Origin of the sequence: Flammeovirga sp. OC4 (assembly GCF_000812565.1) — a bacterium.
Taxonomy (GTDB): Bacteria; Bacteroidota; Bacteroidia; order Cytophagales; family Flammeovirgaceae; genus Flammeovirga.
The window spans coordinates 58,993-79,860 of record NZ_JTAM01000003.1 but is presented as its reverse complement, the minus strand read 5'-3'; the positions used below and the strand labels follow the sequence as shown (position 1 = coordinate 79,860).

The window sequence follows — 20,868 nt, the reverse complement described above, 5'->3', positions numbered from 1 at the left end:
ATAGGAGAGGGTAATTATTACTTAACTCTAAAAAGATTAACTATGAATACAAAACCGTCAAATGCATATGTAATTTCTTCGTGGGTAGCCACTGGAATAGGTGTATTAGGCTACTCGATTGGACTTTTGAGAGCGGAGATGATGTTAAATGAAAAGGGGTATTACTTAGTAGTTTTACTTTTTGCATTATATGCAGCAATATCAGTTCAAAAGTGTGTTAGAGATAAACAAGAGTTTATACCAATGACCAATGTTTACTTTGGATTTAGTTGGTTTTCCTTAATTGCGTCAATATTACTATTGGGTATCGGATTATTTAACGCCGATTTATTACTCAGTGAAAAAGGCTTTTATGCTTTTGGATTCGTTTTATCCATATTTGGAGCTATCACAGTTCAGAAAAATACCCGTGATATCGCAAAGTATGAAAGTTCTTAAGTGAAAATAGAAAGGGTACTCATTTTAAAACGAGTACCCTTTTTTCTTATAAGTTGACATTTATACCCTGCTGTTTTAGAGGCTTGAACTTTTCTTTATACTCTGCTTCAAACTCCACCATGTTATCAGACAAATTGACTATTTCAAGGTTGGGTAAATCATTTAATTTTTCTGGGAAAAAAGTAATCCTATTATTTGACAGATCTAAATCTACAAGTTGCTCTAATTTTAATATTGAATTAGGGAAAGAGTCTAATTGATTATTTTGGAGATGCAATACTTTTAGATTTTCCATTGAGCTTAAGTCAAAAATGTACTCTATTTGATTATGGTGAAGATAGAGTTTTTCCAATTCCGTAAGCTGTTGTAGTTCTATGGGCAAGTCTTTTATCTTATTAAAAGAGAGATAAAGTGTATTTAGGTTATGTAACTGTCCTATTTTATTTGATATAGTTTGAATGTTATTGTGATAAATATCAAACTCTTTAAGCTGTGTCAATTGATAAAATGAATCAGGAATTTGCTCAATCTCATTTTGATATAAAATGATATGATTAATCATTTTTAAATTCCCTAATTCATCAGGAATACTACTTATTCTATTCTTTGCTAATACGAGGCTTTCTATATTTTTTAATGACTCTACCTTTGTAGGAATCTCTAGTAACTCGCATTCGTTCATATTTAATTTTTTCAGATTCTTCAGTTTACATATACTGTAAGGATCAAGAGGTAACACGGTTTTATTGAGGTTTAAAGACTCTAGTTTTTTCAACTTTTGAATACCCTTTGTGTTTTGAAGTGGATTATTGGATAAAATGAGTGTCTTTAGTTTTTTTAGTCGCTTAAGATTTTTAGGAAGTCTTTCTATATTACAATCACTAAGATCAAGGTATTCTAAGTGTTTCAGTTTATAAAGTTTCAGTCGTTTACCAGAGAAATTGTTTTTAGAAAGGTCTAAATACTTTAAATTCTTTAGCCCTTTTAATACTTTGTTACTAGAAGTAAGTTGATGATTTGTAAACGTTAGAGTGTCTAAATTTTCAAAATAAGTCAACGATTCAGGCAACTCTGAACAGCTTGAATAATCTAAACGGATTTTTGAAGTATTCCGATCAAGAGTATCAAGAAACTGCGTGTAGAGCAGTTCTTTTTCTTTTCTATTTTTGATATCCTCTAATGAATCAGCCTTAGCGGCCTCGATGATTCGACGTAAGTTCTCAGGATTTTTTTCTTTTAAAAAGTTGTGGAACCTTGTTATACTATTGTTATATCGTGCATCTTTTTCAGCTTGAAAGTCCAATTGTTTTTGATGGATTAACTTAACTTCTTTTCTACTTTGAGCATTTGTAAACAAAGGAAGGAATAGAATGGAAAAAAATAGTTTATTCATAATGGCTTAGTTATTTAAAAAAACAGAACACTTTGGGTAAGTGTTCTGCTATATGTTGACAAATCACATAAACTAGATGAAGTGTTAGTTTATGAGTTATTGAATTTGTACTTATAATTTGAAAGTAATAGGTAAAACAAGTCTTTGCTTAACAATTTTTCCTTCGTGATTTGCAGGTTCCCAACCTTTCATCACTATATCAGCAACTCTTAGTACCTCTTGGTCTAGAATAGGATCAATGCCTCGTACAATTTTAAAGTCTTCTCCATTGCCTTCTTCATTAATTACAAATTGAAGATAAACTTTACCCTCAATACCCTTTTCTTGAGCTTCTTCTGGATATTTCATTGTTTGCCCTATTTCTTCATATAAGACATTCATACCACCAGGATAGTTGGCAGGGTTTTGAACTTCGTCAAAAACTTCCTCTGATTTCAATTTTTGTTGTTCCCATTTTGCGTTTTCAGTTACATCAAAAACTAAACTAGATGATGGAAGAACCTTAAGGTTACTAATCAACTGGCTGTTTAAATCATTTTTGAAAGATATAATGATTGTTCCCTTGACATGCTCGTTAAAAAAAGAAGGTATTTTGTCTCCTTTCATAACGTTGATGGCTTCTATCTCATCAGGATTTAAAGTATTAACATAGCTTTGTTTGACATCCCAATAAGTTCTGCCATCAATTTGATACCCGTAAACTTGTTCGGTTGAAACCTCTGACAATAGGGAATCTGCATCGATAATTTCAAATTCATCTTTGACGCAAGCTTGTAGGAAAACAATACTTGTAACTAAGATTGAAAAGGTAAAGAGACTAGAAACTCTTTTCCATTGATTTGTGCGTTCTTTTTTTAGCATTTTAATTCTTGATTTTACAGTTGAAAATTGAAAACCATGTCCTACATTTAAAGAGATATCTTCAAAAAGAGACCGGATCATTAATTGACTGTATGATGCATCGTTAGTCATTTGATTTGCCTTTTTATCGGCAAGGTATTCATGCTGCGTGCGCAGTGCAGCATCAATGAGGTATATAGCTGGATGGAACCAAAAGATGATCTTAAGGATTTCCATCAGAAAAATATCGAGAGAGTGTAATTCTTTAATATGTGTTCTTTCATGTTGAAAGATGAGTTCTTGTTCTTTTTGATTTAATTGTGTGGTATTATCCCAAAAAATGTATTTCAAGTAAGCAAAAGTGGGATATTTCCCTTCAGTGTAAATAAGAGTACTGTCTTTGAAATTTACTTTTTTGTGACGTTTAATAAACCGGATGAGCTTATAATTAGAAAAAATGAAACGGGTAAAAAGAATAAATATGACAAGTAAATAGGAGAGAAGAATAGCACTTTCTAATGTCCATTCTGATAAAATACTTTCATTCACCTTTTGATTTCCAATTACCAATTCAGGGAGATTCAAAACAGGTAGAGCATCTGCCACAATCACTCGTTGTTGATCGGAAAGAATATTATCAAACAAAGGGAAAATCAAGCTAACAGCAATTCCTATTAATAATGTTATTCTATTTTGTTGAAAAAATGTCTCTCCCTTGTGAAATACAAAATAGAATAGTGCTAAAACGACAAGACCTGTAGAAGACATTAATAAATAACTAATCATTGCTTTCTTCTTTTTTATTTAAATCAATTTCATTTAATAAACCTTCTAACTTATTTAGATTTACATCTTCCTTTTTTGCAAAGCATGAAATCATTTATTTTATAATTTAAAGTTGATAGGTAGTACTAGACGTTGTTTTACTATTTCTCCTTTGTTATTAGCAGGGGTCCATTCTTTAATTAACAATTGAGCAACTCTCAAGGCTTCTTGATCTAAGAGAGGATCAACGCCTCTAACAATTTTGAAATCTTCTCCATTTCCCTCCTTATTAATTACAAACTGTAAGAATACTTTTCCCTCAATGCGTTTTTCGATAGCTTCTTTTGGATATTTCATATTATTCCCAACAACCTTATAAAACGCTTCCATTCCTCCAGGATATCCAGCCGGGTTTTGAACTACTTCATATATTTCATTATCATCACCAATTTTGATTTCTTTTAAATCCATTTTTGTTTTATCAGCATAGGATTCATCTTTTTGATCAGTTTTGAATAATGAAGCTGAAGTGGAAGGCATATCATTGATATTAATTTTTTTTCCTAAATCTACTTCATCTTTAACTTCAACAATGACCACTCCTGTTACGTTATCACTAAAGATTTGAGGAAGTTGGGTACCTGTAATTACTCTTACTTGAGAAATTTCATAAGGTAAAACTAGATCTTTTAAGGATGAATTTGAGTTTGTGTCCCAATAAATCTTATCCTCTAACTCATACCCATAGAGTGTTTCAGAAGTAACTTCTGCTAATCTAGGATCTACTGCATTGATTTCATCCTTTACACAAGCTTGAAGAAATATGATACTCGAAACTAAGATTGAAAAGGTGAATAGGCTAGAAACTCTTTTCCATTGATTTGTACGTTCTTTTTTTAGCATTTTAATTCTTGATTTTACAGTTGAAAATTGAAAACCATGTCCTACGTTTAAAGAGATATCTTCAAAAAGAGACTGGACCATTAATTGACTGTATGATGCATCGTTAGTCATTTGATTAGCCTTTTGATCGGCGAGGTATTCATGCTGCGTGCGTAGTGCAGCATCAATGAGGTAAATAGCTGGATGGAACCAAAAGATGATCTTAAGGATTTCCATCAGAAATATATCGAGAGAGTGGAGCTCTTTGATGTGAGTCCGTTCATGTTGAAATATCATCTCTTGTTCTTTGGTCGTCAACTTTGTGGTATTATCCCAAAAAATGTATTTCAAGTAGGCAAAAGTGGGATATTTCCCATCAGTATAGATCAGTGTGCTTCCTTTGAAGTTTACTCGCTGATGGAATCTGATAAATTTCAATAGTTTGAAATTCGATATAATAAAACGAGTCAGTAAGATAAAAAAGACCAAAAAGTAGATCATCAATACAAGGTTGCTTGTACTTATTTCTGAAAAACTACTTTCTTCAATAGCTCCACCTCCAATCACCAATTCTGGTAGGTATAATGTAGGAACTACTTCTGTAATTATAGTCTGTTGGTAGTTTGAAAGAATACTATCAAACATAGGGAAGGTGATACTAACCAAAATTCCCATCAGTAAAGTCAGTCTATTTTGTTGGAAGAAAGTTTCATTCTTGTGAAATACAAAATAGAATAGTGCTAAAACGACAAGTCCTGTAGAAGATATTAATAAATAACTAATCATCGCTTTCTTCTTTTTTATCAGGATCAATATCTTTTAAAAGATCTTCTAATTCATTGAGATCAACATCTTCCTTTTTCGCAAAGAATGAAACCATGTTTTCAAAGGAGCCACTAAAGAAACGTCCTACAAAACTTTTTAAGTATTGATGGGAGTATTGTTCTTTTGTGACTAAAGGAAAGTACTGATGACTTTTCCCAAAAGTATTATGGCCCACAAACTCTTTTTGCTGTAAGATTCTGATAATAGTAGAAACCGTATTGTATGCAGGTTTTGGTTCAGGTAATTCAGTAATGATTTCTTTTACAAATGCCTTTTTTAGGTCCCATAATACCTGCATCACTTGTTCTTCGGCAGTAGTTAATTTTTTCATTGAATATATATTTAGTATTTGATTATGAATGCAATGTATGAACTAAAGATTTAGTTTACAACTTTTATAACTAATAATTTAGTTTTAAAACTAAATTATTAGTTCAGTTAATTTCTTAGTTATTATTATATAGTGTGTAACATTAAATTAATATTGAAGTGTTTTTTAGTTATTGTTCTTTTTTGAGAAATATTTACTCTTTTTATTATTCAAGAGTGAAACTAAAGAGAATAAATAAGCGTTATAATGCTAAAAATGATCATAATCATCAAAAAAACTTAAGTGTACTTAGTACAATATAGAATTTAAACAACCATCTTTATATTACGTTAATGTTAAGGATAAGTAACATTAATAATTTTTAAAACTAAAAAAGTAAAGTCATGAACATAAAAAATATATTATTATCAGTAGCATTTATTTTCGGATTAGTTATTAATGTAGCAGCAGACAACTTCGATGACGACAAACCATTATTTACATATCAACAAGCAAAAGTTGTAAATTATGAAGAGATAACTTCTCAAATTGATTATCCAAAAGTTGGTAAAGATTTAGGAATCGAAGGACAAGTGAAGATTAAAGCTTATGTTAATGCTGAAGGGGAGGTTACAAAATATACAGTAATTAAAGGTAGCGAAATGCTAGCATCTTCTGTAGAAGAAGCAATTATGAAATTAGAGTTTGAGCCTACTGTAGTTACTAATACAATTACAGGTGAAGTACAAGCAGTTCCATCTTGGGTAATTGTTCCTTTTAACTTCTCATTAAACTACTAATTGTAGAGAAAAAATATAGCTTAAAATAACAAACACCTCATCAGGTTCAAATCTGATGAGGTGTTTTGTTTTATATGAATAGAGTTGTAGATAAAATCCTGTTTTCCTTGTTGTTAAAAACTGACTTTCAAGGAAAAGTTCAATTTATCTTCTCTTCTTTCTTCTATTCGAGGCTTTTGATTGGCCCATTTTCATCTCCTTACCACGAGATGATTGACTTTTTACTCCACCACGTTTATTTTTTGATGCAGATGAACTGTTCGCTTTAGCATCACGCTCATCTCTTTTAGCTTTGGCGTGATATTTTAATAAATCTTCTGCCATTTTAGAGTTGCCACTTTTGCGAAGTGTTTCTCTGATCCAAGCTTGATTTTCTTTTTTATACCAGAAGAAGAACTTGTTCTGATCCTTTTTCTTTCTAGGATCTTTTACCGTATCCACTGGCTTTAAAGTATAAGGGTGTACACCCGTATAATAAATTACAGTAGCAACAGTCATTGGAGTAGGAGTGAAATCTTGTACTTGCTCCAATTGGAAACCCATTTCTTTTGTTTCTAAAGCAAGGTTTGCCATATCTTTCATTTCACAACCAGGGTGACTTGAAATAAAATAAGGAATCAAAGGTTGTTTTAACCCATGCTTTTTATTGATTTGATCGAATTTCTTCTTGAATGTATGGAAGTGTTTGAAAGAAGGTTTTCTCATTATCCTTAAAACAGGATCTGAAGTATGTTCGGGAGCTACTTTCAATCGGCCAGGTATATGTCTTGTGACTACCTGTTCCATGTATTCATGTAAACTTTTTGTTTCATCTGATTTGTTATAGTCGCTTACCAAAAGGTCATATCGGATACCACTACTTACAAATGCTTTTTTGATTTCAGGGTGCTTGTCAACTTTTCTGTAAAGTTGCGTCATTGCCTTATGTGATGAATCTAAGTTGTCACAAACCACAGGGTGAATACAAGAAGGACTTACGCATTTATCACAAATGGATTGTATTTTACCTTTCATCTTGTACATGTTGGCACTAGGGCCACCAAGATCACTTAAATATCCTTTGAAGTCAGGCATAGTCGTTACTTTATCAATTTCTTTTAAAATTGAAGATTCAGAACGACTCGCAATCATTTTTCCTTGGTGAGCTGAAATTGTACAGAAAGAACATCCTCCAAAACAACCTCTATGCATATTGATTGAGAATTTGATCATATCAAAAGCAGGGATTGCACCTTGGTTGTTATACTTTGGATGTGGTAATCTTGTGTAAGGTAAATCAAAGGAAGCATCGATTTCTTTCTCCTTCATTGTCTTATATGGAGGATTTATGACTAATCTGTACTTACCTATTACCTGCGTTAAGCGGTCAGCATACTGCTTGTTAGATTCTCTTTCTATATGCTTGAAATTGGAAGCGAACTTTATTTTGTCTTCCAAACATTCTTCATGAGAGTGAAGGTCAATTGTATTCCAATGCACCCCTTTAGGTAATTCTTCTTCCACAGGCTGTAAAATGGCAGTCTGTTGAATAGTTTTTAATGAACGCATTGGTACTCCTTTTTTGACAAGTTTGATAATTTGTCTTAAAGGTTGTTCTCCCATTCCGTAAACCAATATGTCAGCCTCTGATTCTTCTAGAATAGAAGGTTTCAATTGGTCAGACCAATAGTCATAATGTGTTACCCTACGTAAAGAGGCCTCAATTCCACCAATTAGTACAGGAACGTCAGGATATAACTCTTTTAGGATTTTAGAATAAACTATGGTAGCATAATCAGGTCTTTGTCCTGATTCCCCACCGGCCGTATATGCATCATTAGAGCGTCTTCTTTTGGCAGCAGTGTAATGATTGACCATTGAGTCCATACATCCACCAGTTACTCCAAAAAACAAATTAGGTTTACCTAACTGTTTGAAGTCGCTTAAGTCACCTTTCCAATTGGGTTGAGGGATAATTCCTACTTTTAATCCTTCAGACTCTACAAGTCTTGCAATTACAGCAGCACCAAATGAAGGATGATCCACATAGGCATCTCCTGATATGATAATGACATCTAGGCTATCCCAACCTCTTAATGCCATTTCTTTCTTAGTGATTGGTAACCAATCAGATAATTTATTCTCTCTTCTTATCATTCTATCTCAAGTTCGGGGTACAAATTTCGTAAGAATGTTACTAGAAAGTAAATTTTACGATAAAGTATTTCTGAAATGAAAGTGAATTTTTTGTTTATAAACTGATTTCTAATGGTTTTGTTCTTTTTTAGTCCAAAAGTTACTTGAGTAGTGTACCTACAAAAGAGAGTTGTTCTTCTATTATAAAAGAAATAATTTTGATAAACACTTAGCAGAGACTATTTCCCGTTAGACCTAATTTTTTTTATCATTATCATTAATTAAAAAAAGTGGAACCGTTTTCAGTTCCACTTTTTCGTTTTCTAGTCATTGAAATCCCTAGAAGTAAATCTATATAGATAACGTTAAATCAAATTTAAAACCTTTTAGTAATCCATCGAGGTAATACAATTGAACCAATAGCCAAGTAAGCGTAGTAGGTGAATAATCTCCAAAAAAGAGCAACAATCAGCACAATTCCACTGTCTTTGAAAAACTCTTTAAAAAACTCTCCAAAGAAAAATTCCGCAGTCCCAGCACTACCAGGAGTGGGAGATATAAGCATTACAATCCACATGATGACTTGCCTTCCAAAAATTAGGCATTGATCTAAGAAGCTTTGATGTGTCATGCCCATTAAGTCAATATGTAAGAAAGCATTGATTAAACAATTTAGCATTGCGTATCTTGCTGACCAAATAAATATCGTTGAAACAACCACTTTAGTCCAGTAACTGAAGGGATGACCTCTCAGTTCTCTGGAGGCAACAATCATCTCATTACCACTTCTAACCGCATCACGTCTCCATCTCTTGGTGAATCTTGTTGAGGTTAGCTTCCAAAGGAACCTTTTAAAAGATTTTGGACCAATGAAAAGTCCCCAAGCCATGAATATTGTATATAAAGCGATCAATGAAACACTGACTACGAATATTTGCTTTAATCCTAATGTAAAACCTAAAATTTCAGTGGTGTAATTATTGGCAGGAAATATACTGCCGGGAAAAAGTGCTATTACTAACAGAGATGCAAAAACAAAAAATAAATTATCTAAAATTGCAGTTAGCATCACAAAGCTTAGGGCTTTACCGAAAGGGATTTTTTCTTTGTTCATGATGAATACAGCTACAGTGGTACCACCAACTACGGAGGGAGTTACTGCTGAAGCAAATTCCCATAACATAATCACAAAGAAGCTTGAATTCCAGTTTAACTTGTTGTCAGTTAAAGTTCTGATTCGAGACATATACCCAAAATCTCTAGCAAATAATACCACAAATGAGGCAATCACCCACCAAAGGTCCATTTGTGATAAGCTTTTTTTAATGACATTCCAATTAATGTTGTCATCAGTAAGTATCATGTAAAATAAAACCCCTAGACCTACCAAAATAGGCAATACCATCCTAGTTGGACTAAGATTTTTAAGCATTTTTTGCTGCTGGGTATCCATAGTGTTTGTTTCTCCTTTTATTTTAAAAAAATCGAAGTTTTGATGACTTGAATCGAATACACACATAAATTTGACGAAGTCAACACACAAAAATACTTTTTAATCTGAGAATCACTTATGATGTAACCTTTTTTTAATCTTTTAATAAGATTTTTTTTCAATTAGGGAGAGCAATTTCGTTAGAAGTGTTTCAGGGTCGAAGGGCTTAGAAGCGAAACCGTTAAAGCCTTTTCTTTCAATTTCAGTAATATTTTCACTGGCCACATCAGCACTCAAAGCAACAATAGGTAAGTCTTGGTAGTAATCATCTCGTTTTTCACGAATAATTTTTGTTGCTTCATAGCCGTTCATCACGGGCATCTGAAGGTCCATTAAAATGATGTCAACAGTCTTATCTTCTTCGTGTAATTTAATGATTGCATCCTCACCATTTTTTGCGGTAATGTACTCTGCTTCCCATCGGTTAAGAAATTCCGAAGCAATGAGAATATTGAACTCATTATCATCTACCAACAGTACTTTTTTCCCTTTTAAGTTACCTTCTACAATTTGAAAATTATCTTTCTTTTTGTCCGCCTCCTGGTTTTCAGCAATAGTAAAGGGAAGACTCACTTTAAAGGTCGAACCTTCTCCTTCTTTACTTTCTAGAATTAATTGTCCATCCAAAAGGTCTACTATTTTTTTAGTAATATTTAAACCAAGACCAGTACCACCAAACTTTCTAGTTGTACTTGTATCTGCCTGAGTAAAAGCTTCAAATATGGAATCAATTCGATCTTGTGAAATGCCTATACCTGAGTCTTTAATGATAAATTGATACACAATCGACTTTTCGTCTTGATAAGTGCATTCAACATCAAAAGAAACGGCTCCTTCCTCTGTAAACTTTATGGCATTGGAGATTAAATTTAATAGGATTTGAGATAGACGTGTAGGGTCACCCATTACGAAATTAACGGGTAGTGTAGAGGCTTTGAGTTGATAACCAATATTTTTATTTTCTGCTTGAAGAGCATACATCATAAACAAATGCTCCATTGTATCAGGAATCGAAAAACGAATTTTTTCTAAACTTACCTTGTTCGCCTCCAATTTATTGAAATCTAATATTTCATTGATTAAGCGAAGTAAGTTATCAGCAGCAAATCGCATCATTTCCAACTTTTTCGATTGATAAGGGTTGAGTTGAGTATCAATCAATAAGTTGATAGAACCAATAATTGAATTCATTGGTGTTCTAATTTCATGGCTCATGGTGGATAAAAACTCCATCTTTTGCTGAGCTGACTTTTCTGCTTTTTCTTTCTCTTCCTTTAGTTTATTTTCTATGTTTTTTCGAGTAGAAATATCTATGGCATAGACGTACACTACATCTTGATCAGGTATTGGTTTGATCGTTATAGAGTATGGCGTACCTAATATGATTTGTTCGTATTCTTTGGTTTGATAAGCTGATAAACATTCTTTAAACATATCAGCATAAACCCATTTTAGTTCTTCAAAATGTGCGATGATCTTTTTTGCAGAATGATTTAAAAATAGAATGTTTGCTTCTTTATCAAACCTAAATGTAGGGTAGGGGCTTTGTGTATTGTGCTTTGATGTAGAAAAAGTTTTTAACCTTTCTAATTTCAAAGAATTGATAACGCATTTAGAAAGTAGATTGATAATCGTATTAAATCCATTGATATTATCAAAACCAAAATTGGTCTTTTCAGACTGAATCACCAAAATACCTTGTTCCTCAAGTTTAGAGATGTAAAATGATTTGTCCCCTTTTTCGAAAATATGATATACTTGATCTAGTTTTAAGAAATTTTCGATTAGATAAACATGAGGAGGGTAGTAAGTGTGATTGGTGTAGATATAAGCTAATCCAAGGTTTCTGATAAATGGAGGATTTAATTCAACATGATGTTCCTCTTTTTTAAAGAAAATAGAAACATTAAAAGGGTTAAGTATTGTTGAATACGCATCAAAAAACAGATCAAGACTTTCCTTGAAGTTTTGTCCTTCTCCAATTTTAGAGGAGAGGAATACACTAGTTTGAGCGTCTTGATTGGAGAGTAATTTGATTTGTTTTAGCTTCATAAGTATAACTAGAGTAGTAAATTTGGGGTATTGAATTGATTACTTTCAGCCTTTGACTTTTGGGTCTTTGGCTTCGGTAGCCACTCCTTGCTGTATGATCTTTTTTGCTTCTTTTACCATAGGATCTTTTGTATTAAGAACCTGATAGTATCCTTCATCTCCCCAGAGTGCTCTTGCTATTGTAACTTTGATTCTATGCACTAATTCCTCATCAATTTGATCTGAATTACGATGCTCGAATTTTCTTAACACACCATTCATCTCTGAGAACTTTTCAAGTTGAGTGATGATTGAGGTGTCATTTTCAAAATTATTGATGAAATGTGTTAAACCATGTTCTTGAAGATTGATATAATGATCGTTGGCATAGTTCAACGCAAAATCTCTTAGCAAATCAGTATGCTCTAAGGTATAGTAATAGATGCCTAAAGATGTTGTATCTAAAGGTACAAAGTTGTCGGGAATAATGCCACCACCACCATAAACAATTCTGTTATTATCGGTTTTGAATTGAGGCATTTCGTCCAATTTTATACTGTCTTTGAAGAAAAGTTCTCCACTTTCGTATCTTTCATTGATATCGTTGTCGTAGGAAATTCCATCACCATACGGTTTTTGGATGCTCCTACCACTCGGAGTAAAATACCTTGATATTGTAAGTCTTAATAGGGAGTTGTCTTTTAGCCTGATTTGCCTTTGTACTAACCCTTTTCCATAAGTTCTTCTCCCCACTACAACCGCTCTATCGTGATCTTGTAAAGCCCCTGTCACAATTTCAGAAGCTGAAGCACTTCTTTCATTGACCAAAACAACGATAGGTCCGGTGAAATCAGCAGGCCTAATACTATATTCTTTTTCACTGAATTCATTCCCTTTTCCTTCTGTGTAAACGATTAAGTCATCTTTTGGGAGAAGGTCATCAGCTATTTTTACAGCCTGTCCTAAAAATCCGCCACCATTATCTCTTAAATCAAGCACGAGGTTTTCCATTCCATCTGATTTTAGATTTAATAATGCATTATGAAACTCATCATATGTTTTTGTGGCAAATCGAGAGATTTTGATGTAACCTGTTGCTTCATCAATCATATAACTCGATTCAACAGAAGGTGTAGGGACTTTGGCTCTTGTAATTGAAAAAGATAACAAATCGGGTTCTCTTCTTCTTTTAATATCTACTTTTACAGTGGTGCCTTTTTTACCTCTCAATTTTTTCACAATCTGAGAATTGGTCAGGTTTAGGCCTGCTATGGTATCTCCATTTACCGTAATGATCTTATCCCCTGCTCGAATGCCTGTTTTGATAGAAGGGCCTCCTGGCATTAAAGAGATTACTTTTAAAGTGTCATCAATGACTCTAAATTCAATACCCACACCATCAAATCCATCATCCAGTCGAGAAGCCATAATATCAGCTTCGGTAGGAGGTACATAGACCGTGTGTGGATCTAGATCGTCTAAAATATGATCAATGGCTTTTTGTGTAAGTTGATCAACATCAACACTGTCAACGTAGTACTTGTCAACATAATTAAGAAGACGTTCAAATTTGGAAGCATTAGAATCAACTGCCATACGTTGACTGTCTGGGCTGGGGGCCCTGAGATGTGTACCTATTATCACACCAAGTCCAATGGATAAGCCTACAATAAGAGGTATCCATGCTTTTACGCCGTATTCTTTTGTTGATTTTTCTTCTGTCATCTTGGTTTAAACATCTGTAAAAAAGCTACTGAGTGTTTTTCTTGTTGAAAACAAAACCTCTTTCGTCTCTACGGTCTTCAAAGTCTACTTCTAAATCAATTAAAAACATCATCTGACGTTTTTCAATGACGACTGAAATTCCTTTTGTAGTGTAAGACATATCAGTTTCTTTTTCTTTATCAAATCCTAAAGTAAAGGCAGCTCCGCCGCATCCTCCTCCGCCTTTTACTCCAATTCTAAGAAAGTAGCCCTCAGGAACTTTTTTCTGGGTTAATATATTTTTTATTTCTTCTGCTGCACGATCAGTTATTGAGATCGGATTTTCAATAATCATACTTCTATTAATAATTTATGGACTTGTGAGATGAAATGCAAGGTTAAAGACACCAAATTCAAAGGAATATTCTTGAAATCTCTTAAAATCTTGAATGTACACAACTATTCGTTGTAGTATTGAAAAAAATCAAGTTTGTTATGGAAAATGTCTTTTTATGAGGGGTGTTTGATTTATGAGACTATACTAAATAATCCAATTTTTGCCCAATATTGGCATGGCCTTATAATCCAACTTTTCTGATTTTATTGATAATAGATGTTGTTGAAAAACCTTCTACTAAAGTGATGGTCTTCACTTCACCACCATTAGCCATAACTTCTTTGGCCCCAACAATGTTTTCAACAGTATAATCAGCTCCTTTTACTAATACATCTGGCATTAACTCATTGATAAGGTTAATTGGTGTGTCATCTCCAAAAAGAATTACCATGTCGATAAATTCAAACGCCGCTAATAAGCGTGCTCTTGCGTATTCGTTATTAATAGGTCTTTCTTCACCTTTTAATTTTTTGACAGAACTATCCGTATTTAACCCTAAAATCATTTTCGATCCTTGAGCTCGAGCTTGTTCTAAATAATCAACATGACCCAAATGTACAATGTCAAAACAACCATTTGTAAATACTACAGTTTCGTTGTTTTTTTTCCACTCTGCTCTTATTTCAAGACCTTTGTCAAGGTCAACAATTTTATGTTTTGATTCCATTTTTCTCCGTTTGTTCGATGTTCTCTGGTGTTTTCTTCAAGTTGGCAATCAATGTGCTTATTCCTCCTATAGTAAGTACAGAAATGGTTTGTGAAGTATGCATCAGTAACGCAAATGCGATAGCATTGGTTTCCGTAACACCATAAATTAAAAGAGTCTGTGTTGCAAAGAAATGGTATGAACCAGTACCTCCAGGTGTAGGTAAAACCATTCCAAGTCCTCCCATCATCATCATGACAAAACCTACCATTGTAGATAAATGAGATGTTCCTTCTATAGCAAAGAAAAGAACATAACACATATAAAAATAAGTAATCCAAATTAGTACGGTATAAAGGAGGTAGGTTGCTAAGTCTCTGCTGCGAAGCTTGAAAACACCTGCCATTCCTTCTAAAATCCCATGAATGAAACTATAGAATTTTCTGAATAAAGGAGTCTTTAAAAGTCTTTTTCGTATTTTGAATAAAACACCTAAAATGGCAATCCCAATGATACCAACAAGAATAAGTACATAGATTTTATCTTTGAGTGCGGCTTCGTTTTGGGTGACATGGGGGAGTATCATGCTTTCTAATTTCTCAAACTGACTAAAAAAAGCGATTGAGAATAAAATAATAAAAATGACAAGATCTATTGCTCTCTCAGCTACTACTGCTCCAAAAGATGTTTTTGCTGGAATTTTTGTAAGTTTTTGAAGTATTCCACATCTGAAAAATTCACCAAATCTTGGAATGATCACATTGCCAGCATATCCAGTCATCGTGGCCATAAATAAGTTAGGCCCTGATGCTTTATAGTTAAGCGGTTTTAGCATTAACCCCCAGCGGAGACCTCTTATGTAGTGGCTCGTCAAAGAAATCAAAATAGAAGAAAATACTATTCCCCAATTTAGGTCTTCAAACGAAGAGGCAACTTCTTGAATATTTTGCTCTTTTAAAACATACCAGAGTAATAGCCCTGCGAGTACAAATGAGAAAATATACTTAAGAATTTCTTGTAATTTCATATAGTCCTCCGTTTACCGGGGTATCCAAAAAAAACGAGCCAACTCAAAAGGTTTTTATTCAATTGAGTTGGCATAGTTATTTAATATCTTAAAAATTAATCTTCCAATTTGTTGTCATCATTAGGGAAGACAAGCTTTGGACGATATTCTTTTGCTTTTTTCTGTTTCATGTAAGCATAAGAGATGATAATTAGGATATCACCTACTTGTACTTTTCTAGCTGCTGCGCCGTTTAGGCAAATTGTACCACTTCCTCTTTCTCCAGTGATAACATAAGTCTCAAATCTTTCGCCGTTATTATTGTTTACGATTTGTACTTTTTCGCCTTCAATAATATTTGCAGCGTCCATAAGATCTTGGTCCACAGTAATACTACCCACGTAGTTTAATTCCGCTTGTGTAACCTTAACTCTGTGTATTTTTGACTTTAAAACTTCTATATACATAGCTGTATTTTAAATCTTTTTCATTATGCAAATGACATACTAAAAGCTTTTACAAATATCTTTAAGAATAGAAGAATATACAAATTATTAGAAGCTTGATATTCAGTTTATTAAAATATTATCTATTATGCTTTTGTAAAATATGCCTGCAAAAATAAGATTATTTTATAGAATGAACAATAATATTAAGTATCCTTACAAAAGATTTGATGATTGTTCATTCATTAATTTATACTTTGAAAATCGTAAAGTGCTAGTGCATAGACACTCTAGTTTTAGAATGTTCTTGTATTTATTATTATAGGAGAAAGTTCACTTCGTAAAATTCGTAGAAGCTTTTAGGGTAAAGCCTAATAATAATATGCATCCTAGAACTGACTATCAATTACAATCTTATTTCTACTCCTTCTTCTCTTAAATGTGATTTTAAGTGAGGTATTCCAATTTCTTTGAAGTGGAAAATACTAGCAGCCAAAGCCGCATCAGCCGCATCTTGTTGAAACAGGTCTATAAAGTGTGGTTCAGCACCCGCTCCCCCAGAGGCAATAACCGGAATATTCAATGACTGTGAGATTTCTTTTGTGAGTTCGATAGCGAAACCATTTTTAGTGCCATCATGATCCATTGATGTTAAAAGAATTTCACCAGCACCTCTTTCTTGGCATTCGTGTACCCAAGGAATAGTTCTTAACTCAGTAGGAGTACGGCCACCTCTTACGTGAACAATGTGTTCTCCATCAACAAACCTCGTATCTACGGCAACCACCACACATTGACTGCCAAATTCATCCGATAATTCGTTGATTAATTCAGGTCTTTTTACAGCGGAAGAGTTGATAGAAACTTTATCAGCACCAGCGTTTAATAAGGCTGATACATCTTCAATAGATGAGATTCCTCCTCCAACAGTGAAAGGGATATTGATCTGAGAAGCAACTCTTTGTACAAGATCAATCAATGTTTTTCTTTTTTCTACAGTAGCTGTAATATCAAGAAATACTAATTCATCTGCTCCTTCATTGCTGTATATTTTTGCAAGTTCAACAGGATCTCCGGCATCTCTTAATTCTACAAAGTTGACACCTTTTACAGTCTTGCCATCTTTGATATCCAAGCAAGGAATTATTCGTTTTGTTAGCATATAGGCGATTTTTAGAAAAAGTACAAAGATAGATGAAGAATTTGTGAAATCTGAGTAAAAACGTCTTTAATTTATTAATCGAATAATAATGTTATTTAAATAGTGATTTTAAAGAAATCTATATTAGTTTTGCACCCCGAGTGTTAAGTCATGTTTTAAACGAGATAGCAAAATGCCTAGAAAGAAGCACATTAAGTCGGTACTTATCATCGGAAGTGGTCCAATCATTATTGGACAAGCTTGTGAATTTGATTATTCAGGAACGCAAGCGGCACGTTCACTTAGAGAAGAAGGTATCGAAGTAACTCTGATCAACTCTAATCCTGCAACTATTATGACGGATCCGGTAACAGCGGATAACGTCTATCTCCTTCCTTTAGAGAAAAAATCTCTTATCACAATTCTTGAAAAGCATGATATTGATGCGGTACTACCTACAATGGGTGGTCAGACTGCATTGAACCTAGCGATTGATGCTCAAGAAGCAGGGATCTGGGAGGATTACGGTGTAGAGATTATCGGTGTTGATATTGATGCAATCAATACGACAGAAGATAGAGAGCTGTTTAGACAAAAAATGCTTGAGCTAGGCGTAGGTGTATGTAAAGGACGTACAGCTAAATCTTTCCTAGAAGGTAAAGAGATTGCTCAAGAAATTGGATTCCCATTAGTAATTAGACCATCATTTACTTTGGGTGGTACTGGAGGTGGTTTTGTAAACACGCCAGACGAGTTCGAAAAAGCGTTATCAAGAGGATTGGAAATGTCTCCAGTTCACGAGGTATTGATCGAACAATCTATTTTAGGATGGAAAGAATACGAGTTGGAGTTATTGAGAGATGATTTAGGAAACGTAATTATCATCTGTTCAATTGAGAACTTTGACCCTATGGGTGTTCACACTGGTGATTCGATCACAGTGGCGCCTGCACAAACATTACCAGATACAGTATACCAAAAGATGAGAGATCTTGCCATCAAAATGATGAATGGTATTGGTATGTTCGCTGGTGGATGTAACGTTCAGTTCTCTGTATCTCCTGATGATGATGAAATTATTGGTATCGAGATCAACCCTCGTGTATCAAGATCATCAGCGTTAGCCTCTAAAGCTACTGGTTACCCAATCGCTAAGATTGCTGCCAAATTAGCTATTGGTTATAACTTAGATGAATTGAAAAACCCAATTACAGGTACTACTTCAGCGTTCTTTGAGCCTGCATTAGACTATGTAATTGTAAAAATCCCTCGTTGGAACTTTGATAAATTCAAAGGTGCTGATACTAAACTTGGTTTACAGATGAAAGCTGTAGGTGAGGTAATGGGTATTGGTCGTACATTCCAAGAGGCAATACAGAAAGCTTGTCAATCATTAGAAATCAAACGTAACGGTATTGGTGCTGATGGTAAAGAGATCACGAAACAAGATGAGATTCTAGATAAATTAGAAAATCCTTCATGGGATAGATTGTTTAGAATTTGGGATGCCATGAAATTGGGTATCGCAATGAAGACTGTTCGTAAGATCACTAAAATTGATAAGTGGTTCCTACGTCAAATCTTAGATTTAGTATTAGTTGAGAAGAAAATCGGTGAGCAAACAATTGACACTATTTCTTTTGAATTAATGCGTGAGGCAAAAGAGAAAGGATTTGGTGACCGTCAAATCGCACACATCTTAGGATGTTTGGAGTCGGAAGTATTCGACAAGCGTTACAAAGAGATGGACATCAAACGTCAGTGGAAATTAGTAGATACTTGTGCTGCTGAATTTGAAGCGAAGACTCCTTATTTCTACTCTACTTTTGATAGCCAAAACGAGTCTAAGCCAACGAAAAAGAAAAAAGTAGTTGTATTAGGTGCAGGTCCTAACCGTATCGGTCAAGGTATCGAGTTTGATTACTGCTGTGTTCACGGTGTCTTAGCGGCAAAAGAAGCTGGATACGAGACTATCATGATCAACTGTAACCCTGAGACGGTTTCTACCGACCCTGATATTGCTGATAAATTATACTTTGAGCCTGTATTCTGGGAGCATATCTACGAGATTATCTTACATGAGAATCCAGTAGGTGTAATCGTACAGTTAGGTGGTCAAACTGCTCTTAAGATTGCTGAGAAATTAACGAAATATGGCGTTAAGATCTTAGGTACAAGTTATGAAGCACTTGACTTAGCAGAGGATAGAGGTAGCTTCTCAACATTGTTGAAAGATAACAACATTCCTTACCCTAAATTCGATGTGATTGAAACTGCTGATGAAGCATTGGAGAAATCAGAAGATTTAGGATTCCCTCTTCTTGTAAGACCTTCTTATGTATTAGGTGGTCAGAAAATGAAGATCGTAATCAACGAGGAAGAGTTAGAGCAACATGTTGTTGAAACATTACGCGATATTCCTGGTAACAAAGTTCTTTTAGATCACTACTTAGATGGTGCAATCGAAGCAGAAGCAGATGCAATCTGTGATGGTGAGGATGTACATATCGTAGGTATCATGCAGCATATCGAGCCTGCAGGTATCCACTCTGGCGATTCTTACGCTGTATTACCTCCTTACAACTTAGGTGATATGGTGATTGAGCAAATCGAAGAATATACGAAGAAGATTGCGGTAGCCTTGAAAACAAAAGGTCTATTGAATATTCAGTTTGCCATCAAAGATGATAAAGTTTACATCATTGAAGCGAACCCTCGTGCATCTCGTACAGTGCCATTTATCTGTAAAGCCTACCAAGAGCCATACGTAAACTATGCGACTAAGGTAATGCTAGGTGATAAGAAGGTGAAAGACTTCGATTTCAAACCAGTGAAGAAAGGTTATGCGATCAAGATTCCTGTATTCTCATTCAACAAGTTCCCTAACGTAGATAAACAGTTAGGACCTGAAATGAAATCTACAGGTGAAGCAATCTACTTCATTGATACATTGAAAGATGATTACTTCTTAGATATTTACTCAAGAAGAAATCAATACTTAAGTAGATAATTCGGAAATTTCCGTAACTATATTGAAGCCCTGTATTACGGTACAGGGCTTTTTTTATTTTTTTTGAAACAATTATTTTTAACAATACAATAGTATTATGAGCAGTATGGAAAGAACACAAGAATTTGACTTAGCTTTTATGAGATGTGCAGAGTCAATTGCTGAATTAAGCAGATGTGTACGTCTTAAGGTAGGGGCAATTATTGTGAAAGATGGAAATATTATCTCAATGGGGTACAACGGTACGCCAAAAGGTTTTGACAATTGTTGTGAGATTGAGGTGAGTAAGTGGAATGAAGAGCTGCAACAAGAAGAAACAGCTTTAGCAACCAAAGAAGAAGTGTTGCATGCTGAGGCCAATGCTATTACAAAAGCAGCTAAATCAACTTATTCAACAGATGGAGCATCGTTATACTGTACCGATAGTTGTTGCTTTGGATGTGCGAAATTAATTGTTCAGGCAGGTATCTCTCAGTTCTTCTATAAGAGGGCTTATAGAGACCAATCTGGGCTTGATTTGTTACGAAAAGCGGGTATAAAGGTTACGCAAGTCACCTATTAAAGTGTAATTATATCTTACTGTAAATCAATCTATTCTTATAAAATATCGAATAATATCATCAAAAA

The 20,868-nt window shown here is 34.1% G+C and carries 17 protein-coding genes; 4 read left to right on the top strand and 13 right to left on the bottom strand.

The annotated features are described in order from the left end of the window. Positions 1 to 42: 42 nt before the first annotated feature. Positions 43 to 438: an inner membrane protein YiaA gene (gene yiaA / locus PL77_RS03395; RefSeq protein ID WP_044201788.1), complete on the top strand. Its 396-nt coding sequence runs from the start codon at positions 43 to 45 to the stop codon at positions 436 to 438. 46 nt (positions 439 to 484) lie between these two features. Here the strand turns inward: yiaA and PL77_RS03390 are convergent, their stop codons facing one another. The 4 genes from PL77_RS03390 to PL77_RS03375 all read right to left on the bottom strand — a co-directional run bounded on the left by PL77_RS03390 (position 485) and on the right by PL77_RS03375 (position 5,474). Then, the gene (locus tag PL77_RS03390) at positions 485 to 1,831 is read right to left on the bottom strand and encodes a leucine-rich repeat domain-containing protein (protein ID WP_044201786.1); all 1,347 of its coding nucleotides are present in this window, start codon (positions 1,829 to 1,831) and stop codon (positions 485 to 487) included. A gap of 111 nt (positions 1,832 to 1,942) precedes the next feature. Further along, complete coding sequence (locus PL77_RS03385) at positions 1,943 to 3,457, bottom strand: M56 family metallopeptidase (protein WP_082026383.1); 1,515 nt, start codon at positions 3,455 to 3,457, stop codon at positions 1,943 to 1,945. A 99-nt stretch (positions 3,458 to 3,556) separates the two neighbouring features. Continuing rightward, positions 3,557 to 5,104 (bottom strand): M56 family metallopeptidase, encoded by a 1,548-nt coding sequence (locus PL77_RS03380; RefSeq protein ID WP_044201782.1) that lies wholly within the window; start codon positions 5,102 to 5,104, stop codon positions 3,557 to 3,559. Continuing rightward, entirely contained in the window at positions 5,097 to 5,474 is a 378-nt protein-coding gene (locus tag PL77_RS03375; protein ID WP_044201780.1) for a BlaI/MecI/CopY family transcriptional regulator, read from the bottom strand. The genes PL77_RS03380 and PL77_RS03375 overlap by 8 nt, the downstream gene beginning before the upstream one ends. A 383-nt stretch (positions 5,475 to 5,857) precedes the next feature. On the opposite strand from PL77_RS03375, the gene PL77_RS03370 reads away from it, so the two are divergent. Further along, positions 5,858 to 6,253 (top strand): energy transducer TonB, encoded by a 396-nt coding sequence (locus tag PL77_RS03370; RefSeq protein WP_044201778.1) that lies wholly within the window; start codon positions 5,858 to 5,860, stop codon positions 6,251 to 6,253. Positions 6,254 to 6,397: 144 nt separating this feature from the next. Here PL77_RS03370 and PL77_RS03365 read toward each other — a convergent pair whose 3' ends face one another. The 9 genes from PL77_RS03365 to hisF all read right to left on the bottom strand — a co-directional run bounded on the left by PL77_RS03365 (position 6,398) and on the right by hisF (position 17,252). Next, complete coding sequence (locus PL77_RS03365; RefSeq protein ID WP_082026382.1) at positions 6,398 to 8,389, bottom strand: YgiQ family radical SAM protein; 1,992 nt, start codon at positions 8,387 to 8,389, stop codon at positions 6,398 to 6,400. A gap of 355 nt (positions 8,390 to 8,744) precedes the next feature. Continuing rightward, positions 8,745 to 9,821 carry a lysylphosphatidylglycerol synthase transmembrane domain-containing protein gene (locus PL77_RS03360; protein WP_044202130.1) on the bottom strand — a complete coding sequence of 359 codons (1,077 nt, stop codon included), beginning with the start codon at positions 9,819 to 9,821 and terminating at the stop codon, positions 8,745 to 8,747. Between the two features lie 141 nt (positions 9,822 to 9,962). After that, positions 9,963 to 11,912, bottom strand: coding sequence for an ATP-binding protein (locus tag PL77_RS30175; protein ID WP_052444133.1), 1,950 nt, complete (start codon positions 11,910 to 11,912; stop codon positions 9,963 to 9,965). A gap of 45 nt (positions 11,913 to 11,957) precedes the next feature. Continuing rightward, on the bottom strand, positions 11,958 to 13,616 hold the full coding sequence (locus PL77_RS03350) for a S41 family peptidase (protein WP_044201777.1): 1,659 nt from the start codon (positions 13,614 to 13,616) through the stop codon (positions 11,958 to 11,960). Between the two features lie 25 nt (positions 13,617 to 13,641). Next, a complete protein-coding gene (locus PL77_RS03345; RefSeq protein ID WP_044201775.1) occupies positions 13,642 to 13,950 on the bottom strand; it encodes an iron-sulfur cluster assembly accessory protein in 309 nt (102 codons plus the stop codon). 223 nt (positions 13,951 to 14,173) lie between these two features. Continuing rightward, positions 14,174 to 14,659 (bottom strand): D-glycero-beta-D-manno-heptose 1-phosphate adenylyltransferase, encoded by a 486-nt coding sequence (rfaE2, locus tag PL77_RS03340; RefSeq protein ID WP_044201773.1) that lies wholly within the window; start codon positions 14,657 to 14,659, stop codon positions 14,174 to 14,176. Further along, a complete protein-coding gene (locus tag PL77_RS03335; RefSeq protein ID WP_044201771.1) occupies positions 14,643 to 15,665 on the bottom strand; it encodes a lysylphosphatidylglycerol synthase transmembrane domain-containing protein in 1,023 nt (340 codons plus the stop codon). Before PL77_RS03335 ends, rfaE2 begins: the two co-directional genes overlap by 17 nt. Before the next feature lie 95 nt (positions 15,666 to 15,760). Further along, complete coding sequence (gene panD / locus PL77_RS03330; RefSeq protein ID WP_044201768.1) at positions 15,761 to 16,111, bottom strand: aspartate 1-decarboxylase; 351 nt, start codon at positions 16,109 to 16,111, stop codon at positions 15,761 to 15,763. A gap of 385 nt (positions 16,112 to 16,496) precedes the next feature. Beyond that, positions 16,497 to 17,252, bottom strand: a complete 756-nt coding sequence (gene hisF / locus PL77_RS03325; protein ID WP_044201766.1) for an imidazole glycerol phosphate synthase subunit HisF — start codon at positions 17,250 to 17,252, stop codon at positions 16,497 to 16,499. 172 nt (positions 17,253 to 17,424) lie between these two features. On the opposite strand from hisF, the gene carB reads away from it, so the two are divergent. Next, the gene (gene carB, locus PL77_RS03320) at positions 17,425 to 20,241 is read left to right on the top strand and encodes a carbamoyl-phosphate synthase large subunit (protein WP_044201764.1); all 2,817 of its coding nucleotides are present in this window, start codon (positions 17,425 to 17,427) and stop codon (positions 20,239 to 20,241) included. Between the two features lie 106 nt (positions 20,242 to 20,347). Continuing rightward, the gene (locus PL77_RS03315) at positions 20,348 to 20,803 is read left to right on the top strand and encodes a deaminase (protein ID WP_044201762.1); all 456 of its coding nucleotides are present in this window, start codon (positions 20,348 to 20,350) and stop codon (positions 20,801 to 20,803) included. Positions 20,804 to 20,868 lie beyond the last annotated feature (65 nt).

Coding starts and splice junctions, on each gene's coding strand:
- yiaA (WP_044201788.1), top strand. CDS start 43: ATGAATACAAAACCGTCAAATGCATATGTAATTTCTTCGTGGGTAGCC.
- PL77_RS03390 (WP_044201786.1), bottom strand. CDS start 1,831: ATGAATAAACTATTTTTTTCCATTCTATTCCTTCCTTTGTTTACAAAT.
- PL77_RS03385 (WP_082026383.1), bottom strand. CDS start 3,457: ATGATTAGTTATTTATTAATGTCTTCTACAGGTCTTGTCGTTTTAGCA.
- PL77_RS03380 (WP_044201782.1), bottom strand. CDS start 5,104: ATGATTAGTTATTTATTAATATCTTCTACAGGACTTGTCGTTTTAGCA.
- PL77_RS03375 (WP_044201780.1), bottom strand. CDS start 5,474: ATGAAAAAATTAACTACTGCCGAAGAACAAGTGATGCAGGTATTATGG.
- PL77_RS03370 (WP_044201778.1), top strand. CDS start 5,858: ATGAACATAAAAAATATATTATTATCAGTAGCATTTATTTTCGGATTA.
- PL77_RS03365 (WP_082026382.1), bottom strand. CDS start 8,389: ATGATAAGAAGAGAGAATAAATTATCTGATTGGTTACCAATCACTAAG.
- PL77_RS03360 (WP_044202130.1), bottom strand. CDS start 9,821: ATGGATACCCAGCAGCAAAAAATGCTTAAAAATCTTAGTCCAACTAGG.
- PL77_RS30175 (WP_052444133.1), bottom strand. CDS start 11,912: ATGAAGCTAAAACAAATCAAATTACTCTCCAATCAAGACGCTCAAACT.
- PL77_RS03350 (WP_044201777.1), bottom strand. CDS start 13,616: ATGACAGAAGAAAAATCAACAAAAGAATACGGCGTAAAAGCATGGATA.
- PL77_RS03345 (WP_044201775.1), bottom strand. CDS start 13,950: ATGATTATTGAAAATCCGATCTCAATAACTGATCGTGCAGCAGAAGAA.
- rfaE2 (WP_044201773.1), bottom strand. CDS start 14,659: ATGGAATCAAAACATAAAATTGTTGACCTTGACAAAGGTCTTGAAATA.
- PL77_RS03335 (WP_044201771.1), bottom strand. CDS start 15,665: ATGAAATTACAAGAAATTCTTAAGTATATTTTCTCATTTGTACTCGCA.
- panD (WP_044201768.1), bottom strand. CDS start 16,111: ATGTATATAGAAGTTTTAAAGTCAAAAATACACAGAGTTAAGGTTACA.
- hisF (WP_044201766.1), bottom strand. CDS start 17,252: ATGCTAACAAAACGAATAATTCCTTGCTTGGATATCAAAGATGGCAAG.
- carB (WP_044201764.1), top strand. CDS start 17,425: ATGCCTAGAAAGAAGCACATTAAGTCGGTACTTATCATCGGAAGTGGT.
- PL77_RS03315 (WP_044201762.1), top strand. CDS start 20,348: ATGGAAAGAACACAAGAATTTGACTTAGCTTTTATGAGATGTGCAGAG.